The following is a 13,282-nucleotide window of genomic DNA, read 5'->3' as shown; positions in this document are numbered from 1 at the left end:
GGCCATCATGACATCAAATGCACATGTGCAAGTACATGCCCAACACCTTAGGCGCAAAAGCAAAAACAGTTTAAAACGAGAATGGACCCCGATGAAGGTGCTTTCTACTGTTTTGTTGCTGATATCGACGCTAGTTTTTATCTTTCCGTTTTATTGGATTGTGACAGGAGCTTTTAAAATTCAAACTGTAGCGACAGCCATTCCGCCGGAGTGGTTCCCGCTTAAACCGACCTTGAGCAACTGGCTGGAACTGTTCAAAAACCCGATTTGGCGCTGGACGCTGAACAGCTTTATCATATCTGTCGTTGAAATGGCGGCGGTGTGCCTTGTTTCTTCGACGGCTGGTTATGTGCTTGCCAAGAAATTATTTCCCGGCAGAAAAATCATCTTCACGATGTTTATTGCGGCGATGGCACTGCCTAAGCAAGTTATTCTTGTTCCGCTGTTTACCATGTTGGCTAACTTCGGTTGGGTCAACACGTACCATGGACTCATTTTGCCGGCGATCGGCTGGCCGTTTGGCGTATTCCTGATGAAACAGTTCGCGCAAACCATTCCAGGTGAATTGATCGAGGCGGCGAAAATGGATGGCTGCTCGGAAATTCGCTTGTTTTCAACAATTGTTTTGCCGCTGCTTAAGCCTGCTTTGGGCGCTTTGGCTATTTTCACCTTCATTGCTTCATGGAATGACTACTTCAGCCAATTGATTATGGTTCGCTCCACGTCCATGATGACGCTTCCGCTTGGTGTCTCCATGATGACGACGCAAAGTGAATTTTTGACCAACTATGGCGTGTTGATGGCAGGTGCGGCACTTGCTTCCGTGCCGATGATTGCGATATTCCTCATTTTCCAGAAAGCATTTACACAAGGGATTACGATGGGTGCTGTAAAAGGGTAATGAACGAAGAGAGAAAAAAACTCGGAGGTAGGAACATAATGAGAACTTATGACTTAGAACGCTTTAAAGGGATAACGATTGCCATGTATTCAAGCTATAACGAGGCAGGTGACGTTGATCAAGAAGCCGCAAGACAACTAGCGCGTTACTATGCCAAATCAGGTGTAAAAGGGCTGTATGTAGGAGGAAGTTCAGGAGAAGGCATGCTGCAATCGGTGGAAGAGCGCAAGCAAATGCTGGAGGCTGTTGTGGCAGAAGTTGGCCAAGAGCTGACGATTATCGCGCATGTCGGTGCTGCTGCTACCCATGACAGTGTAGAGCTGGCTCGCCATGCCGAAGCTGTAGGGGCGCATGCCGTGTCTGCCGTGCCAGCCATTTATTACCGTCTATCGCCTCAAAGTGTGGAAACACATTGGCAAGAAATCGTTGACAGCACCGATTTGCCATTCATTATTTACCATATTCCACAAACGACGGGCTTCCAATTATCGAAGAGTCTTCTAGTCAAAATGGCGGAACAAGACAAAGTCATCGGTGTCAAAATCTCCGCCGAAAGCACCTTTGAGCTGCAGCAGTTCAAGGCTGCCGGAGGGAAAGATTTCTTGGTCCTTAATGGTCCTGACGAACAATACTTGGCTGGACGAAGCATAGGCGCAGATGGAGGAATCGGCGGTACTTATGGCGTTATGCCAGAGCTTTTTCTGAAAATCGAAAGCTGCTATGTCCAAGGGCAAATGGCCGAGGCTCAGAAATGGCAGTTTATCGTCAATGAGCTTATTGTCGAATTGCTGTCCTTCCCATCCTTATATGGAGCTTGCAAAGCTATCTTAAAACTCCGTGGCTATGATACCGGCGAACCAAGGCTGCCGCTGCTGCCGATCCCAGCTGCTGAATTGAAGCGTGTAGAGGAATTAAACCAGCGGATCTTAAGCTATATTTCGCAAGCTGAAGGGGTCGTACAAGAATGAACGGACCTCGCGACATTTTTACGGTCAAAGGATTAATTGTCTCTTGTCAGGCGCTTGCTGATGAGCCGCTTCATGGTGGAGATACGATGGCCAAAATGGCAAGAGCTGCGGTGAGTGCGGGTGCGATAGGCATTCGGACGAATGGGGTTGTCGATATTGTCAAGATCAAACAAGAGGTGGATGTGCCTGTCATTGGTCTTATCAAAAAGGATATCGAAGGATCGGACATATTCATTACGCCAACGATAGATGAAGTGAAGGCAATTGTGATGGCAGGAGCGGACATTGTTGCCTTGGATGTGACGGATCGAGAAGGCCGATTGGAAACTGTGAAACCGCTCATTGCCTATGCCCACAAGATGGGGATCGCCGTTATGGCGGATATTTCTACACTGGAAGAAGGACTTGCAGCGGAACAATTGGGTGTGGATTACATCGGGACCACCCTTTCCGGCTATACCTCTTACAGCAGGCAGGCTGAGGAGCCGGATTTTGAGCTGCTTCAGCAGTTAGTGGAGAAAGTGAAAGTCCCTGTTGTTGCTGAAGGACGTATTTGGACTCCGGAGGATGCCGCTAAAGCGTTGGCAACAGGGGCAGCCTACGTCGTGGTGGGGAGCGCCATTACTAGGCCGCAATTAATCACCGCACGTTATGTTCAAGCGCTGCGCAATCTTTAGGGGCAGGGGGCGGCTAATCCATGGAAATGAACCTTCATGATCCGAATTCGGACTATGCCATTGGTGTCGATATCGGCGGAACCAAAATTAATGCCGGTGTGGTCACCTCGCAGGGCGAGGTGCTGCACACCGTTAGTCTAGCGACATGCGCTGGTCAGGTGGATACCGCAGATCGCGTGCAGCAAGCCATTCAACAATTGATTGCTGAGGGAAGTATGAAGCAGCCAAACCTTCGCTACAAAGGAATTGGCGTAGGCAGTGCCGGTCAAGTCGACTGGGAGGAAGGCAGCATTCGTTCAGCTTCCGACATCCTCCCTGGCTATGCGGGGACTCCACTTCGCAGTTTGCTGCAGGAGCGATTTGCGCTGCCAACGATTGTCGACAACGATGTAAACGTATTGGCTTTGACAGAGAAGCATCTTGGAGCAGGCAAAGGTGTGGATCATTTTCTTTGTCTGGCGCTGGGTACAGGCGTAGGCGGTGCTATTGTTGTGAATGGCCAGCTGGTTCACGGTTGTTGGGGAGCAGGGGGAGAGTTAGGCCACCTGTCCGTAGATTTTAACGGACTGCCCTGCCTTTGCGGTGGGATCGGCTGCCTTGAGCAGTATGCGTCAGGAACGAATATAGCTCGGCGCATGCTGGAACGGCTGGCGCGAATCGGAAGCCGGGAGGAATCATTGGATTCGCGCATGGTGTTTGCGCGCTGGCGGGCAGGGGATGTTACTGCGACAGAGATTATGGATGAGACGATAGCTGCGCTTGGCGCCGCAATGGCGTCATTCATCCATATGTTCAATCCGGCATTAATCGTGATTGGCGGCGGGGTCGCTGAGGCGGGCGAGCCGTTGCTCGAGGGGATCAGGAACGAAGTGACACGCAGATCCATGCCTTCGATGCGGGAGGGCGTTCGAATCGAATTGGCGTACCATGGCAATTGGAGTGGAATGATTGGCGCTGCGCTGCAAATCTGGGAGTATCCTTTAGTTAAGGCAGCGAGCTCGCGTTGAGGTAGGCTGAGCCTGCCGAAAAGGCAGTCTCAACGCGCGAGGAAGGCAGCATAAATTTGTAAAACCAAAAGAAGCCACCCTTGGTAATATGGAAGTGTCGAGCAACCATTGAACTCGCAGGAGTGGTTTCTTTTGGAGTAATAATATCCCAGCACATCATCTTGTTCGGATCGTAAATGAAGCTCTGAATCGAACTGGCTATTCGAAGAGGAGCGACTACGTGTTGATATCGCCAAATAAAAAGACGTTTTCGGATGCCGAAAACGTCTTTTTTATGGTAAAAAAGGCCGATCGGCCTTTGAATATTAGCTGCTAAGCATGAACAGGCTGCTTAAGCTCAAGTTTGACTGTGGTCAAGTAGGTGAGCTCAGGTGTTGAGAAAAAGTCTGCCAAGCGCCGAAGTCTCATATAAATGGTGCGCAAAATAACGGAATCCATTTCCGTGATCATGCTCCGATTCGCGATATAATCCTGCATGCTTACCTTGATCAGGTAGTCGCTGTCGCGCAACTCGACAGATCTTTGCTTATTGGAAAGGTCTCCGGGATTCATGAGATAGGTCGTTTGCCGGAGGGCGCTTTGATAAAGTTCAAGGCAAGCTTTGGAGATATGTACGAATCTTTTGGTTCCTATTGCATCTGTGACAGCAAGTAATTGATTTTTTGCATCCAGTGAGCCTTGTTTCAAATAAACGATTTCGTGAGGAGCAATGCCCTCTGTGAGTAGACGAATAATGATTGCGTCCTGCGGGTTGATGCACCGAGTCTCAATAAAATGGATTTTTTCTAGAGTAAGAATACGAAATCAGCATCCCTTCAAATAAGTGTAATTAGTTGTTTTCAGCAACTTTTCATTTTGCTTTCAGTAATAAGCAACTATATACACTATGCGAAGATGGAAGCAGTTATGACTATTATTGATTGGTGCAGAAAAGGATTGTAGTTGAGAAGGGGGGCAGCATATGCCGGATTCCTCTTAACAAGGCTGCTCATCTTTGAATGGCCTTAATAGTGCTTTTTTCATGCATAAAAAACACTGGAAAGCCTTGAATTTACACAATCATTCCTGGCGCAGTTGTGGTAAAGTGTGCTCACGATGGAACGTCCAAATCATTCCATTATCCGGAGTCTGGAGGGATGGCTGTTGAAGTTAAGCACAAGTGTTGATGTAAGGAAAGAACCATTTCATCTCAATCACTATAAGTGTTGTCGCAAGCAGGCTTGGGAAATTTATCATGCTCATCCTTGTATGGAATTTCTTTTTGTCTACGAAGGTCATGGAACTGTGGAAGTGAACAAGCGATTGCTCAGCATCGAACCTGGCACATTGCTTGTATTTCAGCCGTTTCAACTGCATCGGATACAAATGAAAGGACCTTTCATCCGTTCCATCCTCATGTTTGATCCATATAAGCTGGATGGTGCGCTGCTGGCTTTTAACGGTATCCGCAAATGGTTTAACATTCTTTGGAAGAAGGAATTAACAAGTCAAGTTTTGCCGCAGCAACAGCATGTTGCCAATTTGTTTGAGAATTTGAATATAAAGCTTAAAAACGCTCCCGCTAATAAGCAGCAAGAAGAATTTATCCTCTGCCTGTTGTCTATTCTTCGGCATCTTGAACCGTATGAGAAGGAAATTTATAAAGGGAAGGAAGATGAGGGCAAACCGCGTTTCAGTCATACGGCCATGCAAATGCTAGAGTGGATTGAGCTTCACTACAAAGAGAAATTTGATCTGAGCAGGATGTCTGAAGACCTTCATTTGTCTACGTATTATTTATCCCATATGTTTCGGCAGTCGACAGGCAGCTCCATCACGGAGTTTATTATCTCGCGCAGATTAAAGGAAGCATGCCTGCTGCTTGAAACGACAACCAAAACGGCGAGCTTCATAGCTCAAGAGGTTGGATTTCTGAATGGCTCCTATTTCTGTCGGGTGTTCAAAGCTGTTTTAGGAACAACGCCCAAGGTTTACCGAATGCAGCTCTAAATAACCGCAACACAGTGCAAATTTAGGGCAATAGACTGGCACATGGATGTTTGGCAATCTTTTATACTAAGGAATGTAAGCGTTATCTAAAATAGATCTTATAGGAGGAATGGTTCGTTTGATCAAACAATTCGCAAGTTTCACAGGTAGATCAGGGGTGATCACTTTAATATCATCCTTAATTGTTATGGCCGTCCCGACGGTTGCCAGCGCAGCTACGACTACGCTCAGCCCATCGGATGATTCCTACGTGCATCAAGGGAATGCGGCTTCCAATTTTGGGACAGCGACATCGCTGTATGTCAAAAATGACCCTAGCGCAGCTCGCCTTACCTTCCTGAAATTCAATCTAACAGGCTTGTCTGGGGTGACAAGTGCCAAGCTGCGCATTTATGGCAGCGCTTCCTCCTCAACTGTGCTCTCGGCATATCAGACGACGGACAGTTGGACCCAATCAGCCATCACTTGGAATAACAAACCAACGGTTGGCAGTTCCGCAGGCAGTGTACCCATCAACACAACCAACACATACAACGAGATTGACGTGACTTCCTACGTAACGGCAGAAGCAGCTGGGGATGCTGTCGTTTCATTTGCCTTGCAAGAAAGCGTTGGGAAATATACAACGCTAAACAGCAGTGAAAATGCAGCGAACAAGCCGCAGCTTGTCGTCGTGAGCGGCGGAGGCACTACGGGAGATACGCAGGCGCCTACGGTTCCAACGGGATTGACAGGCACGGCGGCGTCCAGCAGTCAAATTAATTTGAACTGGAGCGCTTCTTCCGATAACGTTGGCGTGACCGGATATGATGTGTATCGGAATGGCGTTTTCCTCAAAAGCGTCAGCGGCACTTCGACCAGCGACACAGGTTTAACCGCCTCAACCGCTTATAGCTATTATCTCAAAGCGAAGGATGCAGCCGGGAATGTATCGGCACAAAGCAGCAGCATCAATGTTACAACAACTGGAGGAACAGCACCGCCAAGCTGCTCGAATGCACTGAATACAACAACCGCGATTCAAAATGCTCTGAAAAATGCGTCGGCCGGCACGGTCATTTCCATTGCGCCAGGCACATATGTCGGTAATCGTTCAACCAGCGGTGATCCAGGCGGGCAAGGTCTGTTTTTCTCCGATAAAAACGGAACGTCAGCCAACCCCATCATCTTGAAAAGCTGTGATGCCGCCAATCCCGCTATCTTGAAAGGGGTGAATGTGAACGATGGCTCCTACGGGATTCACTTGACCGGAGACTACTGGCAAATTCGCGATATCGAAGTGACGAATGCGCAAAAGGGGATCATCATTGACAATGGGAACCGCAATCTTTTGAACAATGTCAATGTACACAATGTAGGGGATGAAGGTGTGCATTTCCGTGATGGAAGCTCCTACAATACGCTGGAATATTCGTTGATCTACGATACAGGGAAGTATCAGGCGGGTTATGGCGAAGGCGCTTATGTAGGCTCAGATTCCAGTTCCAACTACGAGCATGTGGTGACAGGCAATGTCATTAGCCATACGAATTTCAATGGCGGCATTACGGCTGAGCATATTGATGTCAAAGAAGGCGCCAGCGGTACGATTATTGAATATTGCACATTTAACGGAACTGGCATCAGTGGTGAGAACAGCGCAGACAGCTTTGTTGATGTAAAAGGAGTAAATACGATTGTTCGCTATAATCAAGGCTATCGTAACGGCAATGCGAACATTCTGGATGCTTTCCAGGTTCGCACACATGGAACTGACTATGCAACCGGCACGAACAATTCGTTTAACAACAATACGGTAAACTTGGATAATTCGAGCGGATATGTCGTCTTTGCGACAAGTGCGGCAACGGGTACTAAGGCTGTGAATGACACGCGTACAGGCGGCGGAAATTTATACAACAACAATGTGAACTAATGGCATCATAGGGAAGGGCCGGGGCGGCAGCGCTCCGGCTTTTTGGTGTGGAAATTCTTTTGCATATCGACATTGTGTGAGGAGTATGGGAATATGAAGGAATGAGAGAAATTTGGAGGGCGGCTATGGATCATTTTAGCAAGCCTGTCGCGCTTGTGACAGGTGCGTCGAGTGGATTTGGTTTATTGACAGCTATCGCTTTAGCTCGAAATGGGTATCAGGTTGTTGCGTCTATGCGTGATCTTGGCAAAAGCGGGCTTTTGCTCGAACAAGCGGAACAAGCTCACGTCAAGGGCAGCTTGGAGACGGTGCAGATTGATGTGACCAATCATAGCTCGATTGAACAGGCGGTTTCTGATATCATGTATACGTATGGAAGAATGGATGCGCTTATCAACAATGCAGGTTTTGCTGTTGGCGGCTATGTGGAAGATGTGCCAATGGACGCGTGGAGAGCGCAGTTCGAAACGAATGTATTCGGCGTCATCGCGATGACGCAAGCCGTCCTTCCTCACATGCGCGTACAGAAATCCGGCTGTATTGTGAATCTAAGCAGCGTGAGCGGGCTCTCCGCTTTTCCCGGTTATGCGCCATACAGTGCATCGAAATTTGCGATTGAAGGCTTTAGCGAGTCGCTTCGCTTAGAAATGCAGCCTTTTGGTGTCCGTGTCGTACTGGTGGAGCCTGGCGCTTACAAAACCGAGATTTGGCGAAAAGGATTCGATGCTGTTCATACCACGGAGGAATCTCCGTACTGGAAGCCGCTCAGCCGAATGCTGATCTATTCTCGCAAAGCCGCAGCCCATGCGCCTGATCCGCAGGAAGTCGCTGACCAAATCGTCAGGATTGTGGACAACCCTCGTCCTAAGCTGCGATATCCGATGGGGCGGGGCGTGAAACTGGGGCTGCGGGCAAGAAGTCTTTTGCCATGGAAGTGGTATGAAGGTGTGTTAACAAGGGTGTTGAAATGAAGCAAAAAGCAAAGCAGATATGTTGAGGAGTGAAATGAATGTCTCGCAAGTGGGAAAGAATGGTTAGTAAAAACTCGAAAAAAATCAACAAGGATCGCTCCAAAAAGGGCATTGCGCCTATTTCCACAGATCCGGATCGCCCTGAAGTATTTAAAGGCCGCAGCATTATGCTTGCGCTGTTTTTTATACTGATTTCGATCTTTTTGCTCGCCACGTTGACGAAAACAGATGGTGATACCATGTATTGGTATACGACTTCCGCTTATTTGGTTGTTGGTATTTTTATCTATTTTGTTCGTCGGCCTTATTTGAAAGTTTCGAAGACAAGCCTTTCCAAGAGAGGGCTGGCCAGGGAGCTTGTGCTGACGCCAAGTCATATCAAAGAAATTGTTTATTCGCCGGGGCAAGTCATTATTGACTTGAATGGCAAGTCACCGCGCTGGGTATATACCAAAACGTTGAATCGGTTCGACGTGGCGGCAATGGCGGGAAGATTGAAGAAATTCGCCGAACAGAACCAGATTTCTTTTGTAGATAAAACGGTGTAAGCCGAATTTACAAAGCCACCAAGAAAGCCTCTACTCCGTGTGTTCCAAGCCTGGGGATGGAGGTCTTTTTTGCAACTGAGAGGAGAGGGATTAGCGGTGAAGGTCACGCGTATTGTTGCGAATATTGAGACGCAGGATGTGAAGGAAGCAAAAAGCTTTTACCAAGATATACTCGGGCTGGATATTCTTATGGATCATGGATGGATCGCAACTTATGGCTCTAGTGAAGAGATGAGCGTCCAAGTTAGCTTTGCTTCTCAGGGAGGGTCTGGGTCGCCAACACCAGATTTGTCAATCGAAGTTGACGATGTCGATGCTGCTTTCGCGCGTATGCGGGAGGCTGGGGTTCCGATCCTGTATGGTCCCGTTAATGAGCCGTGGGGTGTGCGCCGCTTCTATGTCCGCGACCCGTTCGGCAAGCTAATCAACATCCTAGCTCATGCGGAGTAGGGAAGGACCCGGCAGGTGTTGAGGGCTTTTGAGCCGTAGTATTAGAAAGAACCATAGCCGCTTCGTGGAATACACGGGCGCTGATGGTTCTTTTTTTGTATACACGTGGTGCTGCTGAAAGGGAATTGCTTAATAAGAGGGAGTTGAGGGGCGGCAGTATGGAAGTGGATGGAGATTGGGATTCGTGAGTGGGAAGGCACTAGAGAGCAGCAATTGTGTGGAAGCGGGGCTGAGAGGTGAGTGAGAGGAAATTAGAGAGCGGAAATTGTATGGCAGAGAGAGTAGATGATGATTGGGAGGGTATTAGAGAGCAGAAATTGCGTGGCAGTGAGGGTAGATGATGAGTGGGAAGGTACTAGAGAGCAGAAAATGTGTGGCAGAGAGAGTAGCTGATGAGTAGTAAGGTGCTAGTGAGCAGAAATTGTGTGGGAGAGAGTGTGGCTGATGAGTTGTAAGGAAATAGAGAGCAGAAATTGCGTGGTAGAGAGAGTAAATGATTAGTGGGAAGGTACCAGAGAGCAGAAATTGCGTGGCAGTGAGGGTAGATGATGAGTGGGAAGGTACTAGAGAGCAGAAAATGTGTGGCAGAGAGAGTAGCTGATGAGTAGTAAGGTGCTAGTGAGCAGAAAATGTGTGGCAGAGAGAGTAGCTGATGAGTAGTAAGGTGCTAGTGAGCAGAAAATGTGTGGGAGAGAGTAGCTGATGAGTGGGAAGGTACTAGAGAGCGTAAATTGCGTGACAGAGAGAGGGATGGATGGATGATGATGAGTAGGAAAGCACTAGTTAGCGGGAATGCATGGGCAGAGAGGGCTGAGTGACGAGTGAAAGGGAACTATGGTACGCTATTTGTGCGTAAATGGGATGAAAGGGGAGTGAGAGGGAACTGAGATACGCTATTTGAGCGTTTGCCCCCTTGAAGGGGGCTGAAATCGTGAAATAGAGGAACGTAGTTCCCTTACGCCATGAAAATGGGCGGTTTTGCACGAAATAGAGGATCACAGTTCCCTTTGGGGGTGACGGGGAGCCAAAACTAAACCAAAACCAAATCCGCCACCTCAATCATAGCTGTCCTCATCAACACGCAGCTCGTTGTCCATGATCAACTCGGCTTCGGTTTCGAAATTCAAAAGCAGCGGGCCAGGGAGCCGCTCGGCAATCTCCTGCATAGTATCCAAGGCCATTAGATCATCGAGAGTCCGTGGTTTGGGGTCTAGGGCAAGCACCCATTCGCGGAGCGCATCAATGAAAACATAGAAGGACGATTGGAATTGATCCGCAACGGCTTCCTGTTCATCGCTTTGGTAGGCAGTCATGGCCTTCCAGTTGGCTAATGTTGCAAGCAAGGCTTGCTCTACATGTGTATTCAATTTATCGGTTCTCCTTAGGCGGTTGTGTCGATGCGCGAATTAAAAGCTCTGAGGGCAGAATCATCTTGCGATGCTCCTGCGCGGAATCCCCTTCGATCCGGTCGATGAGCAGCTGCATGCCCAGCAAGCCAAATTGATAAGCGGGTTGGGAGGCCACTGTCAAAAAGGGGGTGATGGCGTCTACCGGGCCAAAATCGTCAAAGCAAACAACCGAAATATCTCCCGGAACTTGCAGGCCGCGGTGGCGCAGCGATTGGATAATGCCTACAGCCAGCATATTGTTGGCCGCGAAGATAGCGGTTGGTGGATTCTCGTGATGCAGCAGCGCATCAAGCGCGGTCTCGTCATGGAAGTCGCGGTAATTCAGATGGACGACTAAGGAATCCTCGACAGGCAAGCCGCTTAGCAAATGGGCTTCGCGATAGCCGGTATAGCGCAAGCGGGCTGTAGACACATCCGGCGAACCATTGATTAAAGCGATGCGGCGATGGCCCAAGCCAATTAGATGATCAACAAGCTTGCGAGCTCCTTCTTTGCTGTCGCCCAGCACGAGATCCGCCTCGATTTCGGGTATTTCCCGATCCAAGACGACGAAGGGGATTTGGTGCTTCTGGAGCTGCTGCAAATTCTCGAGCGATTGGTCGCCGGTTGGCGCGAACAGCACGCCATCCACACGCGTGGAAAGAATCATCTCCACGTATCCTTTTTCTTTGGCGTAATCCTCGTCGCTATTGGCAAAAAGCAAGCGGTACCCCGCGCGCAGCGCCGCATCCTCTGCACCGCGGGCAAGCGTTGTATAGAACGGATTCGTAATATCCGTAATAAGCAAAGAAAGAATGTTCGTCTTCTGAAGAACTAAGCTGCGCGCCATCGAGTTTGGAATATAGTTGAGATCTTCCATAACTTTGCGCACCCGCTTGCGTGTAGCCTCGCTGATTCGTCCTGTGTGGTTAATGACGCGAGAGACGGTCATGGCCGAGACGCCGGCTTTTTCAGCGATATCATAGATTGTAATCATCGTTACGTCACCTTTTCGTGTCTTTCTATTTGTCTATTGTATAGAAATTAAGGATTGACAGCAAGGCATAAAATTGTTAATTTTGAGTTATCGATAACACATATTAATCAAGGAGGTTCTGAATATGCTGAAAGGTATTCCTTCGATCCTGTCGCCTGAGCTTTTGAAGGTGCTAATGGAGATGGGGCATGGGGATGAAATCATCCTAGCGGATGGCAATTTCCCAGCGGCAAGTCATACGAACCGGTTGCTGCGCTGTGATGGGCATGGCGTTCCGGAATTATTGGAAGCGGTTTTATCCTTGTATCCCCTCGATACATACAGTGAACAGCCTGTCGCGCTAATGGCTGTCGTTCCGGGAGATCAAGTAGAAACTCCGATTTGGGGCGTATACGAAGAACTCATCGGGAAGCATGCACCTCCAGCCATTGAATATGTCGAAAGGTTTGCCTTCTATGAACGCGCCAAGAAAGCATATGCGATTGTAGCGACTAGCGAGAAGGCGCTGTACGCCAATATCATTTTGAAAAAAGGTGTCATTTCGAACTAAAAGAATTACCGATAACTCTATTGTTGCCAATCGTACTGATGAAATCGGCAGGATTTAAGTAGCCCCCCCTAACCCAAGGAGGATGAATGAATATGGCAAACAGTGACCACAGATGGAAGCAAGATTTCCCGAAAATCGGGATTCTGACCAACGATTGACGGCAGAAGAAGAGGTGTTCGCGAGTCTCTTGAAGTGCAAACGATGAACATGGCACAGGCTGTCGCAGCGATGCTGAGCGAAACGTTGAAATATCCGAACGGTGAACCTGTAGAGTGTATTATTGCCGACACATGTATCGGTGGTGTTGCGGAAGCGGCAGCTGCGGCTGACAAATTCGCGAAGTCCGGCGTTGGCGCGCTGAGGGACCAGATAAGAATCCTCCCGAGATTCAAACGACGAGAGCCAAGAAAGACCAGGATTGGGAGACGGTTGTGAAAATGTCCTTGATCGTCAGAGATCTGATGATCGGTAATCCGCGTCTCGCCGAGCTTCAGTTTGGCGAAGAAGCGCTGGGACATAACGCGACCCTTTCCGGCTTCCAAGGTCAGCGCCATTGGACAGATCACTTCCCTAACGGAGATTTCATGGAAGCGATTTTGAATACCTCGTTTGATTGGAACGGCAAGCGGGCCCCTTATCTGGTTGCCACAGAGAACGACAGCTTGAACGGCGTTGCTATGTTATTTGGCAATCTCTTACAAATACAGCGCAAATCTTCGCTGATGTAAGACACTACTGGAGTCCGGATGCTGTGAAAAGCGTGACAGGACATACCTTAACAGCAAATGAAATAAGACTGGATGTCCATACACCTGTTCCCATCGAAAAACGATGGGGATGGGTGTTTTTGCGTAAAGAAGTAATGTTGGACATGATTTCCATAATATTACACATTGTTGAAGTGAAAGCGCATTCCTATAC

Annotated in this window: 13 protein-coding genes and 1 pseudogene; 11 read left to right on the top strand and 3 right to left on the bottom strand. The window is 48.5% G+C overall.

Annotated features, from left to right (window positions below; all coding sequences use genetic code 11):
• Window positions 1-7 precede the first annotated feature (7 nt).
• From BC351_RS11505 to BC351_RS11490, 4 genes are read left to right on the top strand one after another with little or no spacing between them, the layout of a single operon-like run.
• On the top strand, window positions 8-901 hold the full coding sequence (locus tag BC351_RS11505) for a carbohydrate ABC transporter permease (RefSeq protein ID WP_079411970.1): 894 nt from the start codon (window positions 8-10) through the stop codon (window positions 899-901).
• A gap of 38 nt (window positions 902-939) precedes the next feature.
• Entirely contained in the window at window positions 940-1,869 is a 930-nt protein-coding gene (locus BC351_RS11500; RefSeq protein ID WP_079411968.1) for a dihydrodipicolinate synthase family protein, read from the top strand.
• The gene (locus tag BC351_RS11495; RefSeq protein ID WP_079411966.1) at window positions 1,866-2,546 is read left to right on the top strand and encodes an N-acetylmannosamine-6-phosphate 2-epimerase; all 681 of its coding nucleotides are present in this window, start codon (window positions 1,866-1,868) and stop codon (window positions 2,544-2,546) included. Before BC351_RS11500 ends, BC351_RS11495 begins: the two co-directional genes overlap by 4 nt.
• 20 nt (window positions 2,547-2,566) lie before the next feature.
• Window positions 2,567-3,553: an ROK family protein gene (locus BC351_RS11490; protein ID WP_079411964.1), complete on the top strand. Its 987-nt coding sequence runs from the start codon at window positions 2,567-2,569 to the stop codon at window positions 3,551-3,553.
• A 312-nt stretch (window positions 3,554-3,865) separates the two neighbouring features.
• On the opposite strand, the gene BC351_RS11485 is transcribed toward BC351_RS11490, so the two are convergent.
• Window positions 3,866-4,240, bottom strand: a complete 375-nt coding sequence (locus BC351_RS11485) for a hypothetical protein (protein WP_079411962.1) — start codon at window positions 4,238-4,240, stop codon at window positions 3,866-3,868.
• Window positions 4,241-4,696: 456 nt separating this feature from the next.
• Here BC351_RS11485 and BC351_RS11480 point away from each other — a divergent pair, with 456 nt between their 5' ends.
• From BC351_RS11480 to BC351_RS11460, 5 genes are all read left to right on the top strand, one after another.
• Complete coding sequence (locus tag BC351_RS11480; RefSeq protein WP_158082054.1) at window positions 4,697-5,542, top strand: AraC family transcriptional regulator; 846 nt, start codon at window positions 4,697-4,699, stop codon at window positions 5,540-5,542.
• 118 nt (window positions 5,543-5,660) lie between these two features.
• On the top strand, window positions 5,661-7,457 hold the full coding sequence (locus BC351_RS11475) for a CBM96 family carbohydrate-binding protein (protein ID WP_208629686.1): 1,797 nt from the start codon (window positions 5,661-5,663) through the stop codon (window positions 7,455-7,457).
• 125 nt (window positions 7,458-7,582) lie between these two features.
• Entirely contained in the window at window positions 7,583-8,428 is an 846-nt protein-coding gene (locus tag BC351_RS11470; RefSeq protein WP_079411958.1) for an SDR family oxidoreductase, read from the top strand.
• A gap of 38 nt (window positions 8,429-8,466) precedes the next feature.
• Window positions 8,467-8,976: a hypothetical protein gene (locus BC351_RS11465; RefSeq protein ID WP_079411956.1), complete on the top strand. Its 510-nt coding sequence runs from the start codon at window positions 8,467-8,469 to the stop codon at window positions 8,974-8,976.
• A 96-nt stretch (window positions 8,977-9,072) separates the two neighbouring features.
• Entirely contained in the window at window positions 9,073-9,426 is a 354-nt protein-coding gene (locus BC351_RS11460; protein WP_079412040.1) for a VOC family protein, read from the top strand.
• Between the two features lie 1,055 nt (window positions 9,427-10,481).
• Here BC351_RS11460 and BC351_RS11455 read toward each other — a convergent pair.
• Together BC351_RS11455 and BC351_RS11450 are read right to left on the bottom strand one after the other, a co-directional pair.
• A complete protein-coding gene (locus tag BC351_RS11455; RefSeq protein ID WP_079411954.1) occupies window positions 10,482-10,793 on the bottom strand; it encodes a hypothetical protein in 312 nt (103 codons plus the stop codon).
• A gap of 1 nt (window position 10,794) precedes the next feature.
• A complete protein-coding gene (locus tag BC351_RS11450; RefSeq protein WP_079411952.1) occupies window positions 10,795-11,811 on the bottom strand; it encodes a LacI family DNA-binding transcriptional regulator in 1,017 nt (338 codons plus the stop codon).
• A gap of 124 nt (window positions 11,812-11,935) precedes the next feature.
• Here BC351_RS11450 and fucU point away from each other — a divergent pair, with 124 nt between their 5' ends.
• Together fucU and BC351_RS11440 are read left to right on the top strand one after the other, a co-directional pair.
• Complete coding sequence (gene fucU / locus BC351_RS11445; protein ID WP_079411949.1) at window positions 11,936-12,361, top strand: L-fucose mutarotase; 426 nt, start codon at window positions 11,936-11,938, stop codon at window positions 12,359-12,361.
• 92 nt (window positions 12,362-12,453) lie between these two features.
• A pseudogene (locus tag BC351_RS11440) lies at window positions 12,454-13,139 on the top strand (hypothetical protein); the annotation flags it as partial.
• Window positions 13,140-13,282 lie beyond the last annotated feature (143 nt).

The organism is Paenibacillus ferrarius (assembly GCF_002027705.1).
GTDB lineage: Bacteria > Bacillota > Bacilli > Paenibacillales > NBRC-103111 > Paenibacillus_E > Paenibacillus_E ferrarius.
The sequence above is the reverse complement of the archived record's forward strand: the minus strand, read 5'-3'. Positions and strand labels throughout refer to the sequence as shown.

Excerpts from the sequence above, each read along its gene's own strand:
- BC351_RS11450 (WP_079411952.1), bottom strand. The coding sequence starts at position 11,811 with ATGATTACAATCTATGATATCGCTGAAAAAGCCGGCGTCTCGGCCATG.
- BC351_RS11505 (WP_079411970.1), top strand. The coding sequence starts at position 8 with ATGACATCAAATGCACATGTGCAAGTACATGCCCAACACCTTAGGCGC.
- BC351_RS11495 (WP_079411966.1), top strand. The coding sequence starts at position 1,866 with ATGAACGGACCTCGCGACATTTTTACGGTCAAAGGATTAATTGTCTCT.
- BC351_RS11470 (WP_079411958.1), top strand. The coding sequence starts at position 7,583 with ATGGATCATTTTAGCAAGCCTGTCGCGCTTGTGACAGGTGCGTCGAGT.
- BC351_RS11465 (WP_079411956.1), top strand. The coding sequence starts at position 8,467 with ATGTCTCGCAAGTGGGAAAGAATGGTTAGTAAAAACTCGAAAAAAATC.
- fucU (WP_079411949.1), top strand. The coding sequence starts at position 11,936 with ATGCTGAAAGGTATTCCTTCGATCCTGTCGCCTGAGCTTTTGAAGGTG.
- BC351_RS11500 (WP_079411968.1), top strand. The coding sequence starts at position 940 with ATGAGAACTTATGACTTAGAACGCTTTAAAGGGATAACGATTGCCATG.
- BC351_RS11490 (WP_079411964.1), top strand. The coding sequence starts at position 2,567 with ATGGAAATGAACCTTCATGATCCGAATTCGGACTATGCCATTGGTGTC.